Genomic DNA, 23,581 nt, shown 5'->3' with positions numbered 1-23,581 from the left:
GTTGATGCGGACTTACTCGGTGCCTCCGGTGGTTCCTCCGGAATTGGATTCGCCGCCGGTGCCGCCGCTGTTGTCGGTGGTTCCGCCGGTGTTCGTGCCGCCAGTGCCGGTGTTGGCGCCGCCGCTGTTGTCGGTGGCATTGCCTCCGGTATCGGTGCCGCCGCTTGTGGTGCCGCTATTGGTGTTCGTGCCACTGTTGCCGGTGGTACCGCTGTTGCTGTTGGTGCCTCCGGTGGAGTTCCAGCCATAGGATCGGTAGGAGTAGGAGTACGAGCTTGAATAGCCGGTGCCCCAGGTACCGTCGGAGCCGCCCACCTTGCCGTTGTCCTTGGCGGTCGGGAATACCTCGTTCGTGGTGTCCGCCAACGCCTGCTTCATGTACTGCGTGAACAGGTGCACGGGGTAGTCGGAGCCGCCGGTCCATTGTCCGAAGGCCGGGATCTGCTGCGGATTGCCGTTCGCATCCGGGTACCACATCGAGAACACAGATACCACGGAGGGCGTGTAGCCGCAGAAGCTTGCCGCATACGAGTTGTTCGAGGTACCGGACTTGCCGGCAATGGTGTGCCCGACATTCAACGCTTCGGTGGCGGTGCCGGATTGCACGACGCCGGTCAGCGCCTTGGTCACCAGGTTCGTATCGTTGGCTTGGAACACACGTTCGGTGGAGGACGGCGCCAGGTACAGGTCCTTGCCTGCGGAGCTTTTCACGCTGGCCACGATGTGCAGGGTCGGCTTGTTGCCCTGATTGGCGAGTGTGGCGTATGCCGCGGTCATGTCCTTGACGGTGAGCGCGTTGTTGCCGAGCACGGTGAATGGTTCGGAACCGTCGAGCGAAGTGCTTTCCACACCAGCCGTGCGAGCGGTTTCGGCGATTTTCTTCGTGCCGAGTTTGGTCTGCAGGTCCATGAACACGGTGTTCGACGACAGTGCCGTGGCCCGGTACAGGTTGATGTAGCCGTAGTTCTCGTTGCCGAAGTTGCTTACCGTGCTGGTGATGCCGGGGAAGGTGCGGTAGGAGTTGCCGTTGAACACGGTGTTCAGACTCACGCCTTCCTGCACCGCGGCGAGCAGTGCGAACGGCTTCATGGTGGATCCGACTTCATACTGTGCCTGCGTGGCGTTGTTGTACTGCTTGGCCAGGTAGTCGTCGCCGGCGTACACGGAGAGGATCGATCCATCCTGCGGGTTGGCGCTCATTGCTCCGAACTGCATGCCGTCCGGTACGACTCCGCTCATGCCGTTGTCGGAGGGGCTGACGACCTGCTGCATCAGATCCTGCTTGCCCTTGTCGATGGTGGTGATGATCTTGTATCCGCCGGTATCCAGATCATCGGTGGTGAAGGCCTTGGCTTGCACCAGTTCGCTGCGCACCATTTGCAGCAGGTAGCCGTTCGGCCCCTTGTACACGTCCTGCAGCTGGGTGTTCTGCGAAGTGGCCGGCATTTGAGCTTCCTTCGCTTCCTTGCCGGTGATGTAGCCGTCTTCGCGCATGATGTTGATGACGCGCTTGAATCGTGATTCGGCTTTCTTCTGGTTCACCGCCGGATCCCAGTTGGAGGGGGAAGGGATGATGCCGGCCAGCATGGCGGCCTCATTGAGGGTCAGATCCTGGGCGTTCTTATTGAAGTAGGCTTTGGCTGCCGCCTGGATGCCGTATGCGCCGCGGCCCAGGTAGATGGTGTTCATGTAATTGCACAGCACCTCATCCTTGTCCTGCGTCTGCGCGATCTTCAGCGCAAGGACGGCTTCTCGGATCTTGCCCTTGTAACTGGTGGTTTCGCCCAGATAATACCGTTCGGCGTACTGCTGGGTGATGGTGGAACCGCCTTGGCGCGTGCCTTTGGTCAGATTGTTGACGAGTGCACGGGCGATGCCCCTGATGTCGATGCCGTTGTCTTCGTAGAATGTGCGGTTTTCGGAGGCGACGATGGCGTTGCCGACGTATTTCGGCAGAGCGTTGCACTGGATGATGGTGCGGTTTTGCTTGGAGAATGTGCCGAGTTCCGTGACTCCGTCGTTGTAGTACACGGTGGTGTTCTCCGCCATGGCGACTTTTTCGGGCTGCGGAATCTCCGTGGTGATGTACAGATAGGCGAAGAGCCCGATGCCTGCGACGAGTCCTGCCCCGATCAGGCCGAGAATCCATTTGAGAATGAGATGCTTGCGGCGGCCTTTGAGTTTCGGGCCTTTGCCGTTGGTGCGATGGTTGCCGCCGCGGTAGTGGCGTGCGGCGGGCGCGTTCGTCGTCCTCTTCCTGGCCTTGGAACCGCTGTTCGTGCGACGGGTCCCGGTCGTTTTCGCGGAACCGGCGGATCGACCCGACGAGTGGGTGCTGCGGCCACTGCTTGCGCTACGAGTTTGTGACATATGTTCTATCGTAACCATAAGGCATGAGAAAACCTCTGTTTTTCGTCCGATGGGAGCGGAAAAACAGAGGTTTCCGTCGAATCCTCACAAATCCCTTCTACCAGAGGGCTGGTGTTTGCTACCTCTTGTTTTCTGGGTGTCGGCTCACTTCTTGAGCATTGGGGCGACCCGCTCCTCGTACGCGGTCAACGCCGTGTCGATCACCTGGTGCATGTCGTAGTACTTGTACGTGCCCAGACGCCCGCCGAACACCGTGAGCGGCTCCGCCTCCGCCAGCTCCTCGTAGCGCGCGTACAGCTCCCTGTCGGCCTCCGTGTTGATCGGGTAGTACGGCTCGTCCCCGCGCTCCGCGAAACGGCTGTACTCCTCCCACACCACCGTCCTGTCCGGGTTCTGCGAGTCCCGGCGCTCCGGGTTGAAGTTCTTGAACTCGATCGCGCGCGTGTACGGCACGTCCGCGTCGGAGAAGTTCATCACCGGGCAGCCGAAGTGGTCGCCCTCGTCGTAGCGCACCTCCCTGAAGTCCACGGTCCTCCACTTGAGCTCGCCCAGGGAGTAGTCGAAGTAGCGGTCCACCGGGCCCGTGTACACGACCGGCACGCCCGCCGCGGCCAGGTCCTTCCTGTTGAACGGCTGGGACCCGTCGAAGAAGTCGGCCCCCAGGGTCACGTGGATGCGCGGGTCGTCGATCATGCGCTCCATCCACGCGGTGTACCCGTCCGCGGGCAGGCCCTCCCACGTGTCCTTGAAGTAGCGGTTGTCGTAGTTGAAGCGCACCGGCAGGCGGCTGATGATGCCCGCGGGCAGGTCCTTCGGGTCGGTCTGCCACTGCTTGCCCGTGTAGTTCTTGATGAACGCCTCGTACAGCGGACGGCCGATCAGCGAGATGCCCTTGTCGTTGAGGTTCCGCGGGTCCGTGCCCGCCAGCTCGCCGGCCTGCCCGGCGATCAGGGCCCTGGCCTCGGCCGGCGTGTAGCTCGCGTGGAAGAACTGGTTGATCGTGCCCAGGTTGATCGGCAGGGGGTACACCTCCCCGTCGTGCGTGGCGTACACGCGGTGCACGTAGCCGGTGAACGACGTGAAACGGTTCACGTACTCCCAGACCCTCCTGTTGGACGTGTGGAACAGGTGCGCGCCGTACTTGTGGATCTCCGCGCCGGTCTCCTCGTCCATGTAGCTGTACGCGTTGCCGCCGATGTGGTCGCGCACGTCGATGATCTCGACCCTCGCGCCCGCGTGCTCCACGGCCTGCTGCGCCACGGTCAGGCCGAACAGGCCCGCACCCACAACCACCAGATCCGGATATTCGATTTGCGCCATAGCAAAACCTTTCATTGTCGATGTGCGCTTTTCCTGCGGTACAGTGTAGCGCCCACCCGTCTTTTTGCGTGTTCGCCGCCGTCTGGTATGGCGTGTGAAGGCAGGCGTGCGGTGCGTGTCAGATGCCGAGGTTCGCGGCCTGATTGCCGTATTTGCTGCGTACGGCGTCCAATGCTGCTTCCGCCGCTCGCAGTCTGTTCGATGTGGTGGTTTCGTCGGTACGTCCATGTTCTTCAAGCAGGTCATCCAGCGACGGCTGTATCGCGGTGTTATTCGCTTCGGTCAGGCCGCTGACGCTGACGCCAATGAGTCGCACGGGTCTGGGTAGCGGCTGTGTGGCGTCGTCGCCGCGCATGTCGAGCATGGCGTGCAGCAGTGTGACGCATGTTGGGTACAGCGTGCTTGCCGCGTCAGCCGGCTGGCCGAGGGTGCATGACCGAGTGCGGTATCGTAAATCCGTGAAACGGAGTTTTACGGTTACGGTGCGGGCCATGAAACCACGGTTGCGTAATGATCTGGCGATGGTGTTGCAGGATTCGCGCAGCTGCTGGCAGGCGATTCGCTGATCGGTGGTGTCCTCCAACAGCGTTTCCTCGGAGCCGATGGATTTTTCCACATGCGTCGGCGTGACAATGCGATCGTCCATGCCGCGTGACGCCATCCACAGGTGCCGTGCGTTGGCAGGCGAGCCTGTGGCCTGGGTGAGCTGTTCCATGCTGAGCTGGCTCAGATCGGCTACGGATGCGATACCCCACGTGTTCAGTCGTTGCTCGAGTTTTGGGCCGATTCCGGGAATGCTGCGCAACGGCATCATCTGCACGAACTCCGCCGACCGGCTGCTGGGGATGAGCAGCATGCCGTTGGGTTTGGCATTCGTGGATGCGATTTTCGCCACCAGCTTGTTGGCTGCGATGCCCACCGAGCAGGTTACGTGGAACCGGCGTTCCACTTCATGCCGGATCCATGCGCCGATGGCGCTGGGCTTGCCCCAGCGCAGCAGTGCGCCGGAAACATCCATATATCCTTCGTCCACGGAAACCTGTTCGAAGCGGTCGGTGACGGTGAGGAACACATCGCGCATGATCGATTGGGAGACTTTGCGGTAGTACCGTATGTCGACCGGCAGGAACACCGCATTGGGGCAGAGCTGCCGTGCGCGTGCCGATGGCATGGCCGAATTGATGCCGTATCTGCGCGCCTCGTAGTTTGCTGCGGATACCACGGATCGCGGGCCGGTACCGATCACGACGGGTTTGCCCTTCAGTTCTGGCTGGCGTGCCACTTCCAGCGAGGCGTAGAACGCATCCATGTCGATATGCAGCACGGTGCATCCGGACTCGTCATGGCCCCAGTCGCGTTTGGCCGCCGCCAACCTTGGTGCAGTGCTCATATCTTCATGGTACGGGCCGTGGCGCGGATTGTCGAACACTTGTTCGAGTGTCGTTCCGTTGCGGTGCGGTCGGCCGGTTACCTGGCGGGGTGCTGTGCCGTATGCCGCCAGCGCCGACCCCACTGTGGGCACGGATCGACTGGTCGTCGGCGGTGGAAGTGCAATGTACGTGCGCAACGACTGACGAAACGGTTCCACCATGAACGTTTCGGCACGAAAAAAGGGTTCCCGAATCGCTTCGGAAACCCTATCCGCGGAGTGAGGGGGATTCGAACCCCCGAGCCGCTAACGCAGCTAACACCTTAGCAGGGTGCCCCTTTCGGCCACTCAGGCATCACTCCGGTGCGTCATTACGACGCAACATCACGTTACTTTACACCACGTACGCAAGTCAACCCGCCGAAATATCGCAAATCGGGGAAATTCCTCATATTTCGCAGTCCTGCTGGCGTGTCGAGCGACGCTTCGAATATCCGTCGGGCTCGGCTACCCTTATTCGTAGAGACATGTGACGAGAAGAACACAGGAACGAAGGGATTGCAATGATGCAAGACAGCGGGGAACACTATCACGGACAGCATGCGGCGAAACGCTCACCCATGCCGATGATCGTTGCGGCCATTGTGGCATTGGCATTGGCCGTGGCGCTCGCGGTCGGCATATGGCATGCGGCGACAACGCATGGCAAACGGGCCGCGCAGGCAGGTAACGCCGCGGTCTCATCGAATACGACGAAATCCAAATCGTCGGCGTCGAATGCCGATTCCGCAACAACCGTTGCGAAGCATCACGGCAATTCGCCGGATTGCCCAGACACGGACTGCATCTCCATGCTGGTCAATGGCGATTTGCTGTTCCACGAAGGGCTGTGGGAGCATTTCGCCGGGCCCGACACCTCTGCGACGGACGGCACCGCATTCAACTTCGACCCGCTGCTCGAGCCGATGAAGAAGTACATCCAGGCGTCCGACATCGCCGTCTGCGAGTTCGAGACGCCCATCGCGCAGCGCGGCGGCCCGTACAGTGCGTATCCGATTTTCAATATTCCGCCCGAAGTGGCCGATGCCGCCAAGCATGTCGGCTATCAGGCGTGCACTCATGCCACCAACCATTCCTGGGACCAGGGGTCGGAGGGCATCGCCCGCCTGTGGGACACGTTGGAGGCCGATGGCATAGCGCAGACGGGATCGTATAAGACCGAGGCGGACTCGCTTCAGCCTCTGGTGCTCACATCGCCTACGGGTGGCGGCAAGCTGGGTCTCGTCACCGGAACCGTGTCGCTCAACGGCATGACCGCCGATCAGGACTGGCAGGTCGATCGGTTGCGCGAAAGCGGCGACCCTCATCACGACAGCGATATTCAGAAGGCGGTCGCCAAGGCCAAGAAGGCGCGCGAGCAGGGGGCCGATGTGGTGGCCATAGCTATGCATTCGGTGCAGGAATATCTCGATTACGCCGATTCGTGGCAGGTTTCCGAAGCGCATGAGCTGGCGGATACCGGAGCGTTCGACGTGATCTATGGCGCCGGCTGCCATTGTGCCCAGCCGATCGAGAAATATAACAACACGTGGATCATCTATGGTGTGGGCAACGCGGTGACGGTCACGTCGTATATTCCCGGTAATGAGACGAACAATCAGGGGGTGACCGCCCGCATTCAGTTCGCCGGTAAGAAAGGCGTGGCCGGGTCTTGGCGGGTGAATCGCATCGACTGGCTGCCGACTGCGAATATGCGCCAAGGGGAGTACCGGTGGTGTCCGATATCCTCCGACCATCCCGATGGGACCTGTTGGAGCGAGAGCGAGGATGAGACGCAACGGCAACGCATCTCGAAGGTGATTTACAGCATGGGCGCCGACACGAATGTGGTGCGTGAATGGAATCTTACCGCCGAGCAGCAGGCCAGGCAGGCGGGCAATTGACGTCCGATGCTCGTAGTGTGGCTGGTATGACGCAAGTGTATGAAACGCAGGCCGAGCGTACCGACCTGCCATTGGTGGTAATGCCGTCCGTACTCGATTCGATGGTCGAGCCGATTCGATTGCAGTTTCCGCAGTTGCACGATATCGCCCGTGTGCGCATGTTCGAAGAGTTCACGTCCGACGAGGATGCGATCGCAAGCCGCTTGCGCGATGCGGATGTGCTGCTGGTCGGCGGCTACCATATCAGCGACGATCTGCTGCGTCGTATTACAGGCCATGGCCCAAACGGCGCCGATGAGGGGCATGTCAGGTGCATCGTGTTCTGCGGTACGGGGGTGGCGAGCTATGTGGATCTGGACTTGGCTCGTGAATTCGGCGTGCGCGTGTGCAATGCCGAGCATTATGGCGACCATGCCGTCGCCGAGCATGCGTTTGCGCTGATGTTCGAGCTGATTCGCCATGTGGGCGAGCTTGATAAGGACGTCAAGGCCGGTAATTGGGCGTGGAAGGGCGGCGATGGTCTGCAGTTGGCCGGACGTCGTCTCGGCATCATCGGCCTGGGCGGCATCGGTTCGACAGTCGCTTCGATTGCCAAGGCGTTCGGCATGGAGGTTGGCGCCTGGAGTTCGCATGTTCCCGAAGCGCTGTTCGAGCGGTGTGGCGCCGAGCCTGTCGCGGATATGAATGAGCTTATCGCGTCCAGCGATGTCGTCTCCGTACATCTGCCGCTTATCGATGGTGTCACGCGCGGCATCATCACCGCGGAGCATCTTGAGCATTTGCGCCCGGGCACGTTGTTCATCAACACCGCGCGCAGCGAGGTCATCGAGCCGGGGGCGCTGCTTGCGCGCCTGCAGCGTGGCGATATTCCGGCCGGTCTTGACGTGTTCGACCATGAGCCGTTGAAGTCCGGCGACGCCATCTGCCAGATTCCCGGCATTGTGCTCACGCCGCATGTCGGTTGGCGTACCGACGGCGCGTTCAGGGAGCTCACCCGTCAGATGGTCGAATGCGTACGCGCGTTTCTCACCGGCGGCGAATGCAATGTCGTCGTGCATGAGTGACGGTATTCGGATTCACACGGCTGGCTGGTAAGGAAAGAGAGCCCGAAGCTTATGCGAACCATTCTCAACCCGGTTGACGCGCCGGCGCACGACGCCTTTGTGGAGAAGAAATCCGAATTCATAGGCGATGCCGCGCATGTCGACAGTCTGGATGAGGCGATCGCCTTTGTCGGCACGATTCGTGATCGGCACCCCAAGGCCCGTCATGTGGCGTATGCCGCCGTGGTGGGCGGTTCGGACGGCCGTGTGTCGGAGCGTATGAGCGATGACGGCGAACCGTCGGGTACGGCGGGCAAGCCGATCCTTGACGTGCTGCGCGCCAATGGTCTTACCGATTGCGTGGTTGCCGTCACCCGGTATTTCGGCGGTATTCTGCTGGGCTCCGGTGGTCTGATCCGCGCATATTCCACGGGCGCATCGATTGCCGTCAAGGCGGCGCAGGGCGCGGATATCGTGCCCTGCCAGCGGTATTTGGTGACTTTGGAGTATCCGCAGTTGGCGAGGTTCCAGCAATTGCTCGCCGGAGTCGACGGCGTGCAGTCGGATGAAACGTACGCCGCCGATATCACGCTGACCGCCACGTTGCCGTTGGGCAACGCCTCGTCCTTCGAGGATCGCGTGAGGGAGACGTTCAACGCCACCATCAGCCCCGAACCCATCGATACGGTGAACCGCGCCATCGCCAGCCGCTAGTGCTGCGTCGTGGTCGGTACGGCCTAAAACCGCCTGGTGTTATTCGCCTGCGCCTGTGCCCGGCGTGAATCGATTCGCAGCTGTCGGCTCTGGTCTACACTGGGAAGGCGTGACTGACGAAACAACCACCGAGAATTTTGAGCCGCTGACCGCTACCTATGAGCGTTTGCGCCATAGCGCCGATGCCACGGAACTTTCCGAATTCGCGCGTCGACCGTTGCCGGACCGTGACGATCAGGCGGCGTTTTCGCGTGCCACGGCACTGCTTGAGGCAGTGGGCGGCAATCCGAATACGCCGTTGGAAGATCGAGTGTTTCTGGCTGAATCGATGCCGTTCCCGAATGTGCTGGTGAAGCTCGCCAAGGATCCTCAGGCTTCGGTGCGCAAGGCCGTGGCTGGCAATACCGACGATAAGAACTGGCTGGTCGGCAGATTGACCAAGGATCCGGATCTTGAGGTGCGCGACGCGGCGTTGCGTAATCCGAAGACGTCGTGGAAGATGCGACTTGAGGGAGCGCAAAGCGAAAGCAGCGATGCTCGGATTCTGGACTTTCTCGCTACGCTGGGAACGGAACTCGAACCGGATGCGCCAAAGGTGTTGTCGTCCATGGTGCGTCGTGCCGTGGCGCTAAATCCCAACGTTTCTTTGCAAACGTTAGCTAAGTTGGAAAACGATCCTTCGCCGGAAGTTCGTCATGCCGTCGAAAAACGTCGCAAGGAACGCGGAAAATAGCTCGATATGTCTCAGCTAAGCCGTTACACTAAGAGATTATGAGCGAGAGAACCGAAAGCGAAGAGCGTCTAGCTCGACCGCTAATCCAGTTGGCGAAGTTGGCAGGAATTGTCACCAGTTATGTTGGCATGAGCCGCGACTACCACGAAATCAAAGATGATGTTCTGGTCGCGGTGTTGGGAGCTTTGGGCATTGACGCTTCAAGCGACGCGGCTATCAGGCAGTCCACCAAGCAGATTCTGAACGAACGGTACGGCAGACTGGTGGCACCCACCGTCCTGCATAATGTCGGTTCCGAAAGCCATGTGCTGGTGAATGTCGGCGTGACCGATGTGCCAAGCGCCACCATCACCCTTGAGAACGGCGAGCCGTACAGGGGCGTGATTCTTCCCGACGCCGGCGACGGATCCATTGCCCATACGGTGGATGATCGGTTCGTCGTCACTGCATCCGTTGTCGTTCCTGCAGATCTTCCGGAAGGCTACCATACGCTGCACGTCACGGTGGGCGATCGCACCGAGGACGCCACGCTGATCAGCGCCCCCGCCAAGGTCGAGCTGCTCGACGAGATGAAGCACGGCCACCTGTGGGGCTGGATGGCCCAGTTGTATTCGCTGCGTTCCTCCAAGTCCTGGGGCGTGGGCGATTTCGAGGATCTGTCCAACCTGCTGATTGAAGCCAAGCGCAAGACCGGCGCCGACTTCACCCTGATCAACCCTGTGCATGCCGCAGAACCGGTCTCTCCGCTGACGCCGTCCCCGTACCTGCCGGTATCCCGCAGCTTGGTGAACTTCACCTATATTCGTCCGGAGGCAATCGAGGAATACCGTTTGCTGGGTGCTGAAAGCCTTGACGAGATCCGCAAGCTGTTCGAATCCATCGAACCGCTCAACAACAAGGCCGAAAAGATCGACCGCGATGTCATGTGGCACGCGAAGATGCAGGCGTTGTGGATTATCTTCAAGGCCGGCCGTACCTCCGCAAGGCAGCGTGAGTTCGCAGACTTCTGCGCCAAGTCCGGCGAGGATCTCGAGGCCTACGCCACATGGTGCCTATGCTACGACAAGTGGGGCTCCGCCGAAGACGTCGCCACCAACTGGATTCATCGCTATACGAAGGAATCCCCTGAAGTGCAGGCGCTGCGCGAGCAGTTCCCCGACACGTTGAACTTCTACCGCTGGCTGGAATGGATCGCCACCGAGCAGCTTGACCGCGCCCAGCGCAATGCCCGCAACGCCGGCATGCGTATCGGTGTCATGGCCGACATGGCGGTCGGCGTCCATCCGCTCAGCTCCGAGGTCTGGTGGTGCCCGGAGCGCTTCGCCAAGGGCGCTACCGTCGGCGCGCCGCCGGACATGTTCAACCAGCAGGGGCAGGATTGGAGCCAGCCTCCGCTGAACCCGATCTATTTGGATCGCACTGGCTACAAGGTCTACCGCGATATGGTGCACAACATGTTCACCCATGCCGGTGCAGTGCGTATCGACCATATTCTCGGTCTGTTCCGCCTGTGGTGGATTCCGTCCGGGCATAAGGCGGATGACGGCGCGTATGTGCGCTACGACTCCGATGTGATGCTGGGCATCCTCGCCCTTGAGGCGTCCCGTGCGGACGGCGTTGTGGTCGGCGAGGATCTTGGCGTGGTACCGGCCCATGTGGCGAGTTCGCTATCCTCCCATGGCCTGCTGGGCTGTGCTGTGGAGTGGTTCGAACAGTTCGACGGCACGTTCCGTTCCCCCGCCGATTGGCGCGAATACGCCTTGGCCTCGGTCAATACGCATGATCTGCCGCCGGCAGCCGGCTATCTTGAGCTGGAGCACGTCAAGTTGCGTGAGCGTCTTGGCCTGCTGGAAGGACCGAAGGAAGACTTCGAGCGTTCCGCGATGGCCGAGCAGAACGCCATGATCACGATGCTGCTCAATAACGGCTATATCGACAAGGAGATCGCCGATCACCGCGAAGAGCATGAAAAGGACATCATCGCAGCGCAGTACCGTGCGCTGAACGGTTCGCCGTGCAAGCTGCTTGCCGCATCGATCACCGACGCGGTCGGGGAGAAGCGTACGCAGAACCAGCCCGGCACCAACAACGAGTATCCGAACTGGCGTGTTCCGCTTGCGGATGCCGAGGGCAACACCGTGCTGCTGGATACCATGTTCGATCGCGCCGATGTCAAGGAACTCGCCGCCATCATGCGCAACGAAAAGTAATCTTCAGCGTCGATATTTCACGAGAACGCGTACGTTTCCAAGGCCTCGGCAGAGGCTTGGCACGTGCGCGTTCTTTTGTCTTCGCGTGTGTCGGTTGTATGTCAAGCCTGGCCAATACACTAGTGAGTTGTTGTGTTTCCCTAAGGGGTCCTTCAAAGCGCATTCCCACTCGCAATCGAGGACTTTCAGGGAGCCCACGGATAATGAGGTGGAGATTTTCCGGTTACGCCCTAACCAAGCGTATAAGGAACGTCAAAACCCGGAACACAATATATAGAAAAGGTAGAACAGTGAAGACTTTCACTCCGAAGCCCGCCGATCTGAGCCATGAGTGGTACATCGTTGACGCCACCGACGTGGTGCTGGGCCGTCTCTCGTCTCAGGTTGCAACCCTTCTGCGCGGCAAGAACAAGCCGACTTACGCTCCCCACGCTGATTCCGGCAATCACGTGATCGTGATCAACGCCGCCAAGGTGGCGCTGACCGGCAACAAGCTGGGCAAGGAACTGTACAAGCACTCCGGTCGCCCGGGTGGCCTGCGTCGCGATACCTACGCGCAGCTGCTCGAGAACAACCCGGAGCGCATCATCACCAGCGCCGTCAAGGGCATGCTGCCGAAGAACAAGCTCGCCAAGGTGCAGCTTGGTCGTCTGCACGTCTTCGCCGGCGAAGAGCATCCGCACACCCCGCAGAAGCCGCAGGTCTTTGAGATCGCTCAGGTTTCTCAGCAGGCTAAGTGAACCGAAGGGAGATAGAGAACATGGCTGAAAACACCAACAACTCCGCGGTTCAGGAAACCGAAGAGGAGCTCACCAGCTACACCACCGAGACCAATGCAGGTGCTGGCACCGGTACCTCCGCGATCGAGCCGGGCTACGGCACCGGTCGTCGTAAGGAAGCCGTCGCCCGCGTGCGTCTGGTTCCCGGCACCGGCAAGTGGACCATCAACGGTCGCACCCTGGAGGAGTACTTCCCCTCCAAGCTGCTGCAGCGTGAGGTCAACTCCCCGATCGTCCTGCTCAAGCTCGAAGGCAAGTTCGACGCAATCGTCCTCGTTGACGGCGGCGGCACCACCGGTCAGGCCGGCGCCATCCGTCTCGGCGTGGCTCGCGCCCTGAACGCCATCGACCGCGATGCCAACCGCGCCACCCTGAAGAAGGCTGGCTTCCTGACCCGCGACGCTCGCGTCGTGGAGCGCAAGAAGGCCGGTCTGCACAAGGCACGTCGTGCACCGCAGTTCTCCAAGCGTTGATTTCGCTTATCGGCAGGAACCCCTCGAAGGAAGCCCTTCGAGGGGTTCCTCGCATATTTGGGCGCTGAGTGCCTGAAAGTGCCTGTATCTTGCCTGCCAGTTGGACGTCCGCGGCCATCAGCACCTATATCGGGCATCCATATCGTACGGGGCCGGTGTTTTCCCGTTCCTCCCCTGAGGAAACGTAGAAGGCACCGGCCCCGTATGCGATTGCATGCAAGCAGTTAGGCGAAGTCGGTCTGGCGCATGATCGTGATGCTCATGGACGGCACCGTCCATATATTCGCGTTCGTCGCTGACGTACTGCTATCGGTCTGTTTGTTATCGGCGGGCTTGCTGTGACGATGCGCCTGCAATATGCGTTGCTGCACCGCACTGTGGGCCAGAAGGCGGTATACGCGCGTTTTACCTGTCAGCCCGGGCAATGTGACGGTATCGGTGATGTCTTCGGTACGCGCATACGGTTTGGCGGCCGGCTGCTGTTCGGCATCGTCCTGTTCGGATTGCACGGTCTGAATCACCTGCCCGATGCGGGTGTCTTTTGGCACGAAATGCGTCCAGGTGGAATCCTCGTTGGATAGATCCACCTTTTCCACGTTCGTTCCCTTGGCAGGGCGGGCACCGGTGGTTTCGGCGGAGCACCAGAGCGGTTGCCATTCGGTATCGGTAGGCAGATGGAACTGCATATCCTTGCGTTCCCCGTTGATCAGCAGGATCACATCGAGCTCGTTGAGGGACAACAGACGCATCGCGAAGCTGCGGATGCTTTTGTCGAACCAATCCTGCTCCTTCGGCGTTGTGCCGTTCGGCAGGAACCATTGCACGCGGCTCGATGGCTTCAACAGCCCGATTTGGCTGAGCCTGGTGAAGAAATCCTCATGATGGTACAAATCCAACGATTTGCGGATGGAGATGAGCTTGGAAACGGATTCCAGGCGGTGCGTTTCCGGTGTTTTGGTGCTGTGATACAGCCAATCCCATGTCAGCCAGGTGATGTCGTTGTCCTGACAGTAGGCGTTGTTGTTGCCGTTCTGAGTGTTGCCGAACTCGTCGCCGGCGAGAATCATCGGCGTGCCGAGCGAGAGCAGCACCATGCCGAGCAGATTCTGCGCGGCGCGTTCTCGTTTGGACATGATGACGGGGTCGTCGCTGGGGCCTTCCACTCCGAAGTTGTTCGAACGGTTCATGTTCGACCCGTCGTGGTTGTTTTCGCCATTGGCCTCGTTGTGCTTATGCGAGTACATGGTCAGGTCGTGAAGCGTGAAGCCGTCGTGGCATGCCACGAAATTCACGGAGGCGGTTGCGCCGCGCCCCGGGTCCGTGGCGAACAGATCGGCCGAACCGCACAGGCGTGTGGCCATCTCCTGCATGCCGATGGTGTTGCCTTGGGTCTGCTCGGCTTCGGACAGCCAGAAGGTGCGTGCCGTATCGCGGAACCTGTCGTTCCATTCCGCGAAGGGAATGCCGAACTGGCCGGTTCTCCACCCCTGATTGCCCAGATCCCATGGTTCCATGATGATTTTGAGATTGCCGAGCAGCAGGTCGGAGCGCAGCGCATACAGGAAGGGGTGATACCGGGTGAATTCGCCGTCCAGTCGTGCGATGCTTGGGGCAAGGTCGAACCGGAATCCGTCGATGCCGATGCGCTTGGCCCAGTAGCGCAGCGAGTCGACTGCGAAGGTGGTCACATGCGTGTTGGTGAAGTCGAGTGTATTGCCGCATCCGGTGGTGTCTTCCAGGTAGGCGATGTTGTTTTTCTGCCTGCGGTAATACGAGAGATTGTCGAGGCCGCGCCAGCAGATGCTTGGCCCGGCCGAGCCGCCTTCGCAGGTGTGGTTGTACACCACGTCCATCAATACTTCGAAGCCGGCGTCATGCAACGCCTGCACCATATCGATGACCTCCTGGCGTACGGCGTTCGCGCCCGCCTGCTGTGCGGCTTTGGTGGCGTATGAGGCTTCGGGGGAGAAGTAGCTGAGTGTGGAATACCCCCAATAGTTGCGTTTGCCGCGTTCCTGAAGGAACACTTCGGGCTGGCTGGCCTGAATGGGCAGCAGTTCGATGGATGTTACGCCCAGGCCCTGCAGATAGGCCAGTGTGGTGGGGTGTGCGAGGCCGGCGTAGGTACCGCGCAGTTCTTCGGGAAGCCATGGCGCGTTGGCGGTGAAGCCTTTGACATGCAGTTCGTAGATGACGGTTTTGCTCCACGGCACATGCGGGTGCACGCTTTCGCTGTCGAACTTGGTGGTGGCGCGGTCGTCGATGGCCACGGATACCGGCATTTTGCCCAACGAGTCAATGGTGTTCATTTTGCCGAACGGGTCGCCAACGATTTTGCCATCCTCAAGTTTGCATTCGTAGGCGAAAGCGGCCGGGTCGAGTTGCATGGTGCCATCGATGCCCTTGCCGTAGGGGTCGAGCAGCAGCTTGTAGGGGTTGAAGCGTACGCCATGCGAGGGGTCCCATGCGCCGTCCACACGGTAGCCGTACCGCATGCCGTCCCATGCCTTGGGAATATGCACGGACCACAGGCCGTAGTTCGGGCCTTCCATTTTGAATAGGGTTTCACGCACGTAGGTCGATTCGATGATGCGTGTGCATACCTTGAATTCGCTGATCTGTTTGACGAGCGGAATCGAAGTGTTGGGGAACAGTCGTATGGCTTCGCTGTAGAAGGCGCTGGGCTGGTCTACTGGTTCGATGACGCAGAACCATACCTGGTCTGCGGTTTCGGAACGGACGATGGCATCGGCGCCGCCGTCATCGGTGAAGTACAGGCCAGGTCTTGTGGCATAGCGGTGAAGCGTGGGGTTTTGCATACCTCTCATTGTAAGTGGGTTGGTCGTTAGGTACTGCATCGCCAGGTGATTGGTTCGCGCGACGCGCCGACAAAACCATTTATGAAAAATACTTTAAGAAAACAGATTTGCAAAACAGGATAAAAGAATGTATGCTGAAGGACATCAGGCAGAACGAACTGCCGGACAATAACCGTTATATCCGCAAGGTGCAGAAACGCTTTCGCTGACGAAAGGAACAATCATGAAGGCTCTGGTGCTCACTGGTGTGAAGGAATTCGAGATCCAGGATCTGGATACCCCGGAGATTCTTCCGAATGAAGTACTGATCAACACGGCGTATGCCGGCGTATGCGGCACGGATCACGATCTGTATGCAGGCCGTCCGGGTTCCGCATCCGCAGTCCCGCCAATCGTGCTTGGTCATGAGAACTCCGGCGTTGTGGCCGCGGTCGGTTCCGCGGTGACCAACGTCAAGGTGGGCGATCGCGTAGCCGTCGACCCGAATATCTACTGCGGCCAGTGCGAGTTCTGCCTGACCCAGCGTCCGGAGCTTTGCGATCATCTGAGCGCCGTTGGTGTCACCCGTAACGGTGGCCTTGCCGAACAGTTCACTGCACCTGCGTCCGTGGTCTACAAGCTGCCCGACAATGTCTCCCTACGCGATGCTGCGGCCATCGAACCGGTGTCTTGCGCAGTGCATGGTCTCGACCTGCTCAAGCTGCGCCCGTATCAGAAGGCGCTGGTGATCGGCGACGGCTTCATGGGGCAGATCTTCGCCCAGCTGCTGCAGGCCTATGGTGTGCATCAGGTCGATCTTGCCGGCATCTTCGATGAAAAGCTGCAGCGCAACAAGGAGCAGTTCGGTGTGAGCGAAACCTACAACACCACGCGTGAGCAGATTCCGGCGGACTCCTACGATGTCATCGTCGAGGCGGTCGGCCTGCCGACCACGCAGGCTCAGGCCGTCGCCGCAGCCAGCAAGGGTGCGCAGGTGCTGATGTTCGGAGTCGGTCCGCAGGAGGCCCACTTCGAGATGAACACCTACGACATCTACAAGAAGCAGCTCACCATCCGGGGCTCCTTCATCAACCCGCTGACCTTCCGTGATGCCATCTCGCTGGTCTCCTCCGGCAAGATGAATATCGGCGGGCTCATCAGCCATGAGCTCAAGCTCGAAGAGGTGCAGGACTTCCTCGAAGGTAAGATCACCGGTGTTTCCAAGGCCGTCGTCAAAGTTGGCAAGTGAGGCGATGTGACCCTGTAAGGTCAATTCGTCAGTGGTATTGCAAGGCCGCCGCAAATTGTGCTCTCTGGTGCGGCGGCCATCCATCCCCGTCCATACCGGGTGCTGCGGCAAAGGGGCTGCGGCATCCCCAGCTCGTTACAATGTGTGTATTATGAAGCGGCTTCCTCGGTGTTGAGCGAAAGTCGAGTGGGGGTTATTGCAAATGATTAGGGTGCTTGAGCGTCTCGGCGTTCCTCGTGTACTGATGCTCGGCTTTTTGGCCGTCGCGATTTTCATGACCGGTGATGGTTTCGAACTCACCTTCCTGTCCAAGTTCATGGTGGATCAGGGATTCACCTCGTCCCAGGCGTCGCTGCTGGTCACCACCGTATACGGCTTGTTCGCGGCATTCGGCGGGTGGTCTGCCGGCGTACTTGCCGAGATGTTCGGCGCGCGAATGCGCTGATGATGATTATTGCTGCGATCATTGTGGGCATCGGCACCTGTGCCTTCTCGTCGTTGCCGACCATCATGACGCTGTACGCAGGCGAAGGCAGGCAGGGTGCCGCATTGTCCGCGTATAACCTTGCCGCGGGTCTCACCACATTCGCCGGTCCCGGTATCGCGACCATACTGCTGCCGACCATCGGCTATGGCGGTGTGTGCTGGACCTATGCTGCGCTGTATGTGCTGGCGTTCGTGCTCACGCTGTTCATCCGCCCGAAGCAGCCCGGGTTCGATGAGCATGGTCACCGCATCAAGTCGGCGGGGCAGGGGGCGGAAGCTGACTGATTCCGCGCAATAGAATACCGATGATCGGCAGGCTGTACGGCGTTGCGCCGGGGCGTGTGCAAGGCATATTCGTTATATTTATTTCAATTACTTCAAAGGAGAACCATCATGAGCAAACCCATGACCGCATTCACCACTGATCTGCAGCATTCCGGCATGATCGCCAGGGATCTCGACGAGACCATCGAGTTCTACACCAAGAAGCTCGGATTCGAAGTGGCCGGCATCTTTCATAATGGCGAGAACCGCTGTGCATTCCTGCGTTACGGCCATCTGACCATCGAGACGTGGGAGGGCGAGCCTGCGCCGATGACCACTGGCGCCATCAACCATTGGGCATTCGATACTCCGGACATCGAAGCGGCATTCGAGAACGCCAAGGAACTCGGTCTGAACTTCAAAGACACCGAGATTCAGCACATCGACAGCTTCTGGGAGCATGGCATCCGCTACTTCAATGTGTACGGGCCGAACGGCGAGACCATCGAGTTCTGCCAGATCGTCTGAGTCTGTTACTGGATAACGGCGAGGGGCGTGTCTTCATTCATGGAAATCGGATGGAGGCACACCCCTCGCCGTTTATATATCATGCGGCTTTGCGCGTGTATGGTATGAGGGTTCTGCATGCGGTTGAGGTTGATGACTGTTGAATGCGGAAAGTCCGGTGGGCATGATTGCGATAATGGGATTGGCGGCGGTTGCGCTTTCGCCAGGCGTCTCAGCGATGGGGCCGGCATGGACTCCATCCGCTCCGCCATCAAAACCATTCCCAGTTCCTGACAGTGGCCGTCAGACTTCCGTATTGCAGATATCGGTCACATAGGACTGCACGAAACGCAATGCCGCGCCGATGATGTTCTGATCGTCAGTGCACCTGCTTTTGCGTAGCGAGAAATGCTCGGAATGGAATGGGCTGAGGGCCTCCACGCGACGTTTGAGATCCGTAATGGCGTCGTCATCCAGGTACTGCGATGCCTCGCCGCCGATAATGATGTCTCCGGAGAATACGGCGCGAATATTGGCAATGGCCTGTGCTACATGGTCCATCCATTCCCCGTATCGCTGCCTGTGCTCAGGCTCGCCTTGCGCCAGTACTGAGAAGAATCCCGATAGGCTTTCCCCGTCGATGGCCAGCGCCTCGGGGGAGCAGTAGGTGTCCACGCAGCCGCGCTGGCCGCAGTAGCAGATTCGTCCTCCAGGCACAAGGCACATATGTTCGATGGTGCCGTTGCTCAGGTTCGGGCCCTGGTATAGGGAGCCGTTGACGATGACGGCGCCGCCCGGCCTGCGTTCCAGATATACGCATACCGCGTCGCGTATCGTATGGTCGAACCACAGTTCGGCCATGGCGGAGGCGTCGGAATCGTGGATCATAATGGCCGGCAGTTCGATGTGACGGGTGAGCTTTTCCAGTGTGAGCCCGGTGTTGCTCATGATCTTGCCGAAGGTAATGGCTGTACCATCGGCGGAGATGATACCTTGCATGGAATAGGCGACGCCGAGCACCTCGCTGCCGGACCGTACGACCTTACCGGCGAATTCCGTGACCAGGTCGCCGACCATATCGTAGTAATCGCTGTCGTTGCAGTATGTTGCGCGTTTGCGCCTGCGCATAATGACGTTGCCGTAAAGATCCACCGCCACCATGGTGATGGCGTTTGTTCGCATGGTGATGCCGATTGCCGCGTGGGATTGCGCTTTGAACACGAAGGTCTGTGCCTTGCGTCCACCGGTTGAGTCCATCGGCTCGCCCTGCTCGACCAGCCCCTCGTCGGTGAGGGTGCGCAGATTCTGTGTGATGGTGGGCAGACTCAGGCCGAGCTCACGTTCGAGCATCTGTTTGGTCTGCGGGCCATGATGATACAGATGGCTGATGATGGCCTGTCGGTTTGCGGTTTTAATGGTGGTCGAGGGTGAACTCATCGTTGGTTCCTTCCGTTGCGTGTCTGAACCCCACTTTATCAAAAGGCTTTTAGAAATGTCGGGCAAGTCGGTCGCAGTAATTGCCTTCAGTATTTTCCGTGCGTGATTACCTTGGAATTCCAAGTATTTTCCCCGCTTTTAGAAAGCCTGTTGTGTAAAGTGTGTATGATTCAGGCGTTATGTGATACTAATTTTACAAAACTACTTTCGAAAATAGGGTATATGTCATGTTTGCTTCTGTGTAGAAACTAACAAAAACGCTCAAAATCATTAAAATGAACATGATTTCTTGCAAAAAAAGTTCGCAATTACACATCAATGCATCAATAACGAACATGAAACACACAACCCGCGTAGAGTGTGAAAAGGTGTAGACATTCATGTATATTGTGGGGCAGGTCACAGGCGATTCGAGAATGTCACGGGTCGCCGTGACAGGACTGCTGCATTGCGGCAATCAGCGTTAGGGAATAACGCACCACGTTTCAGATCTCTATTAGAGGAGGATCCTACAGTGGCAGAGACTAAGAACAGCGCAGCGAAGCCGGCTCCGGAAGAAAAGCTCGCCGCAGCCGAAGCTGAAGTGGACGCACTCGTGGCCAAGGGCCAGAAGGCTCTCGTCGAATTCGAAAAGCTCGACCAGAAGCAGGTCGACCATATCGTCGCCAAGGCCTCCGTGGCGGCGCTGAACAAGCATTTGGTACTCGCCAAGATGGCCGTGGACGAGACCCACCGTGGTCTGGTCGAGGACAAGGCCACCAAGAATATCTTCGCCTGCGAGCACGTCACCCATTACATGGCCGGCCAGAAGACCGTCGGCATCATCCGCGAAGACGATGTGCTGGGCATCGACGAGGTCGCCGAGCCTGTCGGCGTGGTCGCCGGTGTCACCCCGGTCACCAACCCGACTTCCACCGCCATCTTCAAGTCCCTGATCGCACTGAAGACCCGTTGCCCCATCATCTTCGGCTTCCATCCGGGCGCCCAGAACTGTTCCGTGGCCGCCGCCAAGATCGTACGCGACGCCGCCATCGAGGCAGGCGCCCCCGAGAACTGCATCCAGTGGATCGAGCATCCTTCCATCGAGGCAACCGGCGCCCTGATGAAGCATGATGGCATCGCCACCATCCTCGCCACCGGCGGCCCGGGCATGGTCAAGGCCGCATACTCCTCCGGCAAGCCCGCCCTCGGCGTCGGCGCCGGTAACGCGCCGGCATACGTCGACAAGGATGTGGACATCGTCCGCGCCGCCAACGACCTGGTGCTGTCCAAGCACTTCGACTACGGCATGATCTGCGCCACCGAACAGGCGATCATCGCCCACAAAGACATCTACAAGGACCTCATCAAGGAGCTCAAGCTCCGCAAGGCATACTTCGTCAACAAGGAAGAGAAGGCCAAGCTCGAGCAGTACATGTTCGGCTGCGTGGCAGGCAGCGGCCAGACCCCGAAGCTGAACTCCGTGGTGCCGGGCAAATCCCCGCAGTTCATCGCCAAGGCCGCAGGCTTCGAGATTCCGGCCGACGCCACCATTCTGGCCGCGGAATGCAAGGAGGTCTCCGACGACGAGCCGCTGACCCACGAGAAGCTCGCCCCGGTGCAGGCCGTGCTGAAGGCCGACAACAAGGAGCAGGCCTTCGAGATGTGCGAGACCATGCTTAAGCTCGGTGCTGGCCATACCGCCGCCATCCACACCAACAACGAGGATCTGGTCCGTGAATACGGTCTGCGCATGCACGCATGCCGCATCATCTGGAACCAGCCGAGCTCTCTTGGCGGCATCGGCGATATCTACAACTCCATCGCCCCGTCGCTCACGCTGGGCTGCGGCTCCTACGGCGGCAACTCGGTTTCCGGCAACGTGCAGGCCGTCAACCTCATCAACATCAAGCGCATTGCTCGGAGGAACAACAACATGCAGTGGTTCAAGATCCCGGCCAAGACCTATTTCGAGCCGAATGCCATCAAATACCTGCGCGACATGTACGGCATCGAGAAGGCCGTCATCGTGTGCGACAAGGTGATGGAACAGCTCGGCATCGTCGATAAGATCATCGACCAGCTGCGTGCGCGCGACAATCGCGTCACCTTCCGTATCATCGACTACGTCGAGCCGGAGCCTTCCGTCGACACCGTCGAGAAGGGCGCGGCGATGATGCGCGAGGAGTTCGAGCCGGATACCATCATCGCGGTCGGCGGCGGCTCCCCGATGGACGCCGCGAAGATCATGTGGCTGCTGTACGAGCACCCGGAAATCGCCTTCTCCGATGTGCGCGAGAAGTTCTTCGATATCCGCAAGCGCGCCTTCAAGATCCCGCCGCTGGGCGAGAAGGCCAAGCTGGTGTGCATTCCGACCTCCTCCGGCACCGGTTCCGAAGTCACGCCGTTCGCCGTGATCACCGATCACAAGACCGGCTACAAATACCCGATCACCGATTATGCGCTGACTCCGTCCGTGGCCATCGTCGACCCGGTGCTGGCACGCACCCAGCCGCGCAAGCTGGCTTCCGACGCTGGCTTCGACGCTCTGACCCACTCCTTCGAAGCCTATGTGTCCGTGTACGCCAACGACTTCACCGACGCCATGGCGCTGCACGCGGCCAAGCTGGTATGGGACAATCTGGCGGAATCCGTCAACGGTGAGCCAGGCTTGGCTAAGACCAACGCCCAGGAGAAGATGCACAACGCCGCCACCATGGCTGGCATGGCCTTCGGCTCCGCTTTCCTCGGCATGTGCCATGGCATGGCCCACACGCTGGGCGCGCTGCTGCACATCGCCCACGGCCGCACCAACTCCATCCTGCTTCCGTACGTGATCCGTTACAACGGCCAGATTCCTGAGGAACCCACCTCCTGGCCGAAGTACAACAAGTACATCGCGCCGGAACGCTACCAGGAGATTGCCAAGAACCTGGGTGTCGACCCGGGCAAGACCCCGGCCGAAGGTGTGGAGAACCTGGCGAAGGCCGTCGAGGATTACCGCGACAACAAGCTCGGCATGAACAAGAGCTTCCAGGAGTGTGGTGTGGACGAGGACTTCTTCTGGTCCATCCTCGATCAGGCCGGCATGCGTGCCTACGAGGATCAGTGCACCCCGGCGAATCCGCGTATCCCGCTGATCAACGATATGAAGGACATCGCCGTGGCCGCGTACTATGGCGTCTCTCAGGCCGAAGGCCACAAGATTCGCGTGGAGCGTGAGGGCGAGGCCGCCACGGAGGAAGCCTCCGAGCGCGTGTGATCTGTTCAAGTCACGGATAAGATCGCCGTATGCATGCCTATATATAGGTATATAGGTGATGCGGTGCGGATAATCGCATCCATGAGCGAATAGCGGATATGGACCCCACAGAGATCATCTGTGGGGTCCATTATTTGTTTATTCGTAAAGTGATTCTCGGAACAATACCGGCATGGCACTTCTGCGTGCGGTGCCGAGTGTGGTGCGCCAATTATGGTGCGAGGATTCATGTTGTGCACGGCATTTCCTTGGGATGCCATATGGCTGTTGAATGGTCTTGCCGATCAGCTTGTGGCGTGGAGCATATGATTACGAGGATTGTTCCTGTAGCGTGGGGACGCGTGTCATCAGCCTCGAATCCGCATATGTACTACTACCGGCCGCAGGAGCGACACGCCCGGATTCTAAAGCGGCCGTATTAGTCACACCCCAATGTTTTAATAAACAAGTTGCCTGTTTTGGGCTCGCAAATTGGAATTAAAAAAGCGAGCGCGGGGTTGCGATTACTTCGGTGATTGCAATGGGCCGCGCACTGATGATGGATGACCGCTAGTGGGACGTATGTCCAACGGAGGCCATACGCGCCGGTGCCCTTAACACGAAACAGGCTGGTAAACAGTACACGAATCGCTAGAAAGGGCGGAC

The 23,581-nt window shown here is 59.5% G+C and carries 17 protein-coding genes and 1 tRNA gene; 12 read left to right on the top strand and 6 right to left on the bottom strand.

Going from position 1 to position 23,581, the window contains the following annotated elements; genetic code table 11:
- Positions 1 to 12: 12 nt before the first annotated feature.
- From BBAG_RS06940 to BBAG_RS06925, 4 genes are all read right to left on the bottom strand, one after another.
- On the bottom strand, positions 13 to 2,370 hold the full coding sequence (locus BBAG_RS06940) for a transglycosylase domain-containing protein (RefSeq protein WP_231855859.1): 2,358 nt from the start codon (positions 2,368 to 2,370) through the stop codon (positions 13 to 15).
- 144 nt (positions 2,371 to 2,514) lie between these two features.
- Complete coding sequence (gene glf, locus BBAG_RS06935) at positions 2,515 to 3,690, bottom strand: UDP-galactopyranose mutase (RefSeq protein ID WP_035142207.1); 1,176 nt, start codon at positions 3,688 to 3,690, stop codon at positions 2,515 to 2,517.
- Positions 3,691 to 3,808: 118 nt separating this feature from the next.
- The gene (gene dinB / locus BBAG_RS06930; RefSeq protein WP_003827326.1) at positions 3,809 to 5,080 is read right to left on the bottom strand and encodes a DNA polymerase IV; all 1,272 of its coding nucleotides are present in this window, start codon (positions 5,078 to 5,080) and stop codon (positions 3,809 to 3,811) included.
- Between the two features lie 254 nt (positions 5,081 to 5,334).
- Positions 5,335 to 5,421, bottom strand: a tRNA-Ser gene (locus tag BBAG_RS06925).
- 201 nt (positions 5,422 to 5,622) lie between these two features.
- Here BBAG_RS06925 and BBAG_RS06920 point away from each other — a divergent pair.
- The 7 genes from BBAG_RS06920 to rpsI all read left to right on the top strand — a co-directional run bounded on the left by BBAG_RS06920 (position 5,623) and on the right by rpsI (position 12,954).
- Positions 5,623 to 7,002: a CapA family protein gene (locus BBAG_RS06920; RefSeq protein ID WP_003827324.1), complete on the top strand. Its 1,380-nt coding sequence runs from the start codon at positions 5,623 to 5,625 to the stop codon at positions 7,000 to 7,002.
- Positions 7,003 to 7,028: 26 nt separating this feature from the next.
- The gene (locus tag BBAG_RS06915; RefSeq protein ID WP_003827322.1) at positions 7,029 to 8,066 is read left to right on the top strand and encodes a D-2-hydroxyacid dehydrogenase family protein; all 1,038 of its coding nucleotides are present in this window, start codon (positions 7,029 to 7,031) and stop codon (positions 8,064 to 8,066) included.
- Positions 8,067 to 8,117: 51 nt separating this feature from the next.
- Entirely contained in the window at positions 8,118 to 8,759 is a 642-nt protein-coding gene (locus tag BBAG_RS06910) for an IMPACT family protein (protein WP_003827320.1), read from the top strand.
- Positions 8,760 to 8,868: 109 nt separating this feature from the next.
- Complete coding sequence (locus BBAG_RS06905) at positions 8,869 to 9,492, top strand: hypothetical protein (protein ID WP_003827318.1); 624 nt, start codon at positions 8,869 to 8,871, stop codon at positions 9,490 to 9,492.
- Between the two features lie 38 nt (positions 9,493 to 9,530).
- Complete coding sequence (gene malQ / locus BBAG_RS06900; protein WP_003827316.1) at positions 9,531 to 11,702, top strand: 4-alpha-glucanotransferase; 2,172 nt, start codon at positions 9,531 to 9,533, stop codon at positions 11,700 to 11,702.
- Between the two features lie 290 nt (positions 11,703 to 11,992).
- Positions 11,993 to 12,442: a 50S ribosomal protein L13 gene (gene rplM / locus BBAG_RS06895; RefSeq protein WP_033508831.1), complete on the top strand. Its 450-nt coding sequence runs from the start codon at positions 11,993 to 11,995 to the stop codon at positions 12,440 to 12,442.
- Positions 12,443 to 12,462: 20 nt separating this feature from the next.
- A complete protein-coding gene (gene rpsI / locus BBAG_RS06890) occupies positions 12,463 to 12,954 on the top strand; it encodes a 30S ribosomal protein S9 (protein ID WP_033508830.1) in 492 nt (163 codons plus the stop codon).
- A 224-nt stretch (positions 12,955 to 13,178) separates the two neighbouring features.
- Here rpsI and glgX read toward each other — a convergent pair whose 3' ends face one another.
- Positions 13,179 to 15,773, bottom strand: coding sequence for a glycogen debranching protein GlgX (glgX, locus tag BBAG_RS06885; protein ID WP_033508829.1), 2,595 nt, complete (start codon positions 15,771 to 15,773; stop codon positions 13,179 to 13,181).
- A 223-nt stretch (positions 15,774 to 15,996) separates the two neighbouring features.
- Here glgX and BBAG_RS06880 point away from each other — a divergent pair, with 223 nt between their 5' ends.
- The 4 genes from BBAG_RS06880 to BBAG_RS06865 all read left to right on the top strand — a co-directional run bounded on the left by BBAG_RS06880 (position 15,997) and on the right by BBAG_RS06865 (position 18,279).
- The gene (locus BBAG_RS06880) at positions 15,997 to 17,001 is read left to right on the top strand and encodes a zinc-dependent alcohol dehydrogenase family protein (RefSeq protein ID WP_003827308.1); all 1,005 of its coding nucleotides are present in this window, start codon (positions 15,997 to 15,999) and stop codon (positions 16,999 to 17,001) included.
- A gap of 202 nt (positions 17,002 to 17,203) precedes the next feature.
- The gene (locus BBAG_RS08875; RefSeq protein ID WP_003827306.1) at positions 17,204 to 17,446 is read left to right on the top strand and encodes a hypothetical protein; all 243 of its coding nucleotides are present in this window, start codon (positions 17,204 to 17,206) and stop codon (positions 17,444 to 17,446) included.
- Positions 17,446 to 17,772 carry an MFS transporter gene (locus tag BBAG_RS08870; protein ID WP_003827304.1) on the top strand — a complete coding sequence of 109 codons (327 nt, stop codon included), beginning with the start codon at positions 17,446 to 17,448 and terminating at the stop codon, positions 17,770 to 17,772. Before BBAG_RS08875 ends, BBAG_RS08870 begins: the two co-directional genes overlap by 1 nt.
- Before the next feature lie 108 nt (positions 17,773 to 17,880).
- On the top strand, positions 17,881 to 18,279 hold the full coding sequence (locus tag BBAG_RS06865; protein ID WP_003827302.1) for a VOC family protein: 399 nt from the start codon (positions 17,881 to 17,883) through the stop codon (positions 18,277 to 18,279).
- 282 nt (positions 18,280 to 18,561) lie between these two features.
- Here BBAG_RS06865 and BBAG_RS06855 read toward each other — a convergent pair whose 3' ends face one another.
- Positions 18,562 to 19,695 (bottom strand): ROK family transcriptional regulator, encoded by a 1,134-nt coding sequence (locus BBAG_RS06855; protein WP_033508823.1) that lies wholly within the window; start codon positions 19,693 to 19,695, stop codon positions 18,562 to 18,564.
- Positions 19,696 to 20,209: 514 nt separating this feature from the next.
- On the opposite strand from BBAG_RS06855, the gene adhE reads away from it, so the two are divergent.
- Positions 20,210 to 22,936 (top strand): bifunctional acetaldehyde-CoA/alcohol dehydrogenase, encoded by a 2,727-nt coding sequence (gene adhE / locus BBAG_RS06850; RefSeq protein WP_003827295.1) that lies wholly within the window; start codon positions 20,210 to 20,212, stop codon positions 22,934 to 22,936.
- The last annotated feature ends 645 nt before the right edge of the window (positions 22,937 to 23,581 follow it).

Source organism: Bifidobacterium angulatum DSM 20098 = JCM 7096, assembly GCF_001025155.1.
Lineage (GTDB): Bacteria > Actinomycetota > Actinomycetes > Actinomycetales > Bifidobacteriaceae > Bifidobacterium > Bifidobacterium angulatum.
The sequence above is the reverse complement of the archived record's forward strand: the minus strand, read 5'-3'. Positions and strand labels throughout refer to the sequence as shown.

Excerpts from the sequence above, each read along its gene's own strand:
- BBAG_RS06940 (WP_231855859.1), bottom strand. The coding sequence starts at position 2,370 with ATGTCACAAACTCGTAGCGCAAGCAGTGGCCGCAGCACCCACTCGTCG.
- glf (WP_035142207.1), bottom strand. The coding sequence starts at position 3,690 with ATGGCGCAAATCGAATATCCGGATCTGGTGGTTGTGGGTGCGGGCCTG.
- dinB (WP_003827326.1), bottom strand. The coding sequence starts at position 5,080 with ATGAGCACTGCACCAAGGTTGGCGGCGGCCAAACGCGACTGGGGCCAT.
- BBAG_RS06920 (WP_003827324.1), top strand. The coding sequence starts at position 5,623 with ATGATGCAAGACAGCGGGGAACACTATCACGGACAGCATGCGGCGAAA.
- BBAG_RS06915 (WP_003827322.1), top strand. The coding sequence starts at position 7,029 with ATGACGCAAGTGTATGAAACGCAGGCCGAGCGTACCGACCTGCCATTG.
- BBAG_RS06910 (WP_003827320.1), top strand. The coding sequence starts at position 8,118 with ATGCGAACCATTCTCAACCCGGTTGACGCGCCGGCGCACGACGCCTTT.
- malQ (WP_003827316.1), top strand. The coding sequence starts at position 9,531 with ATGAGCGAGAGAACCGAAAGCGAAGAGCGTCTAGCTCGACCGCTAATC.
- rpsI (WP_033508830.1), top strand. The coding sequence starts at position 12,463 with ATGGCTGAAAACACCAACAACTCCGCGGTTCAGGAAACCGAAGAGGAG.
- glgX (WP_033508829.1), bottom strand. The coding sequence starts at position 15,773 with ATGCAAAACCCCACGCTTCACCGCTATGCCACAAGACCTGGCCTGTAC.
- BBAG_RS06880 (WP_003827308.1), top strand. The coding sequence starts at position 15,997 with ATGAAGGCTCTGGTGCTCACTGGTGTGAAGGAATTCGAGATCCAGGAT.
- BBAG_RS08875 (WP_003827306.1), top strand. The coding sequence starts at position 17,204 with ATGATTAGGGTGCTTGAGCGTCTCGGCGTTCCTCGTGTACTGATGCTC.
- BBAG_RS08870 (WP_003827304.1), top strand. The coding sequence starts at position 17,446 with ATGATGATTATTGCTGCGATCATTGTGGGCATCGGCACCTGTGCCTTC.
- BBAG_RS06865 (WP_003827302.1), top strand. The coding sequence starts at position 17,881 with ATGAGCAAACCCATGACCGCATTCACCACTGATCTGCAGCATTCCGGC.
- BBAG_RS06855 (WP_033508823.1), bottom strand. The coding sequence starts at position 19,695 with ATGAGTTCACCCTCGACCACCATTAAAACCGCAAACCGACAGGCCATC.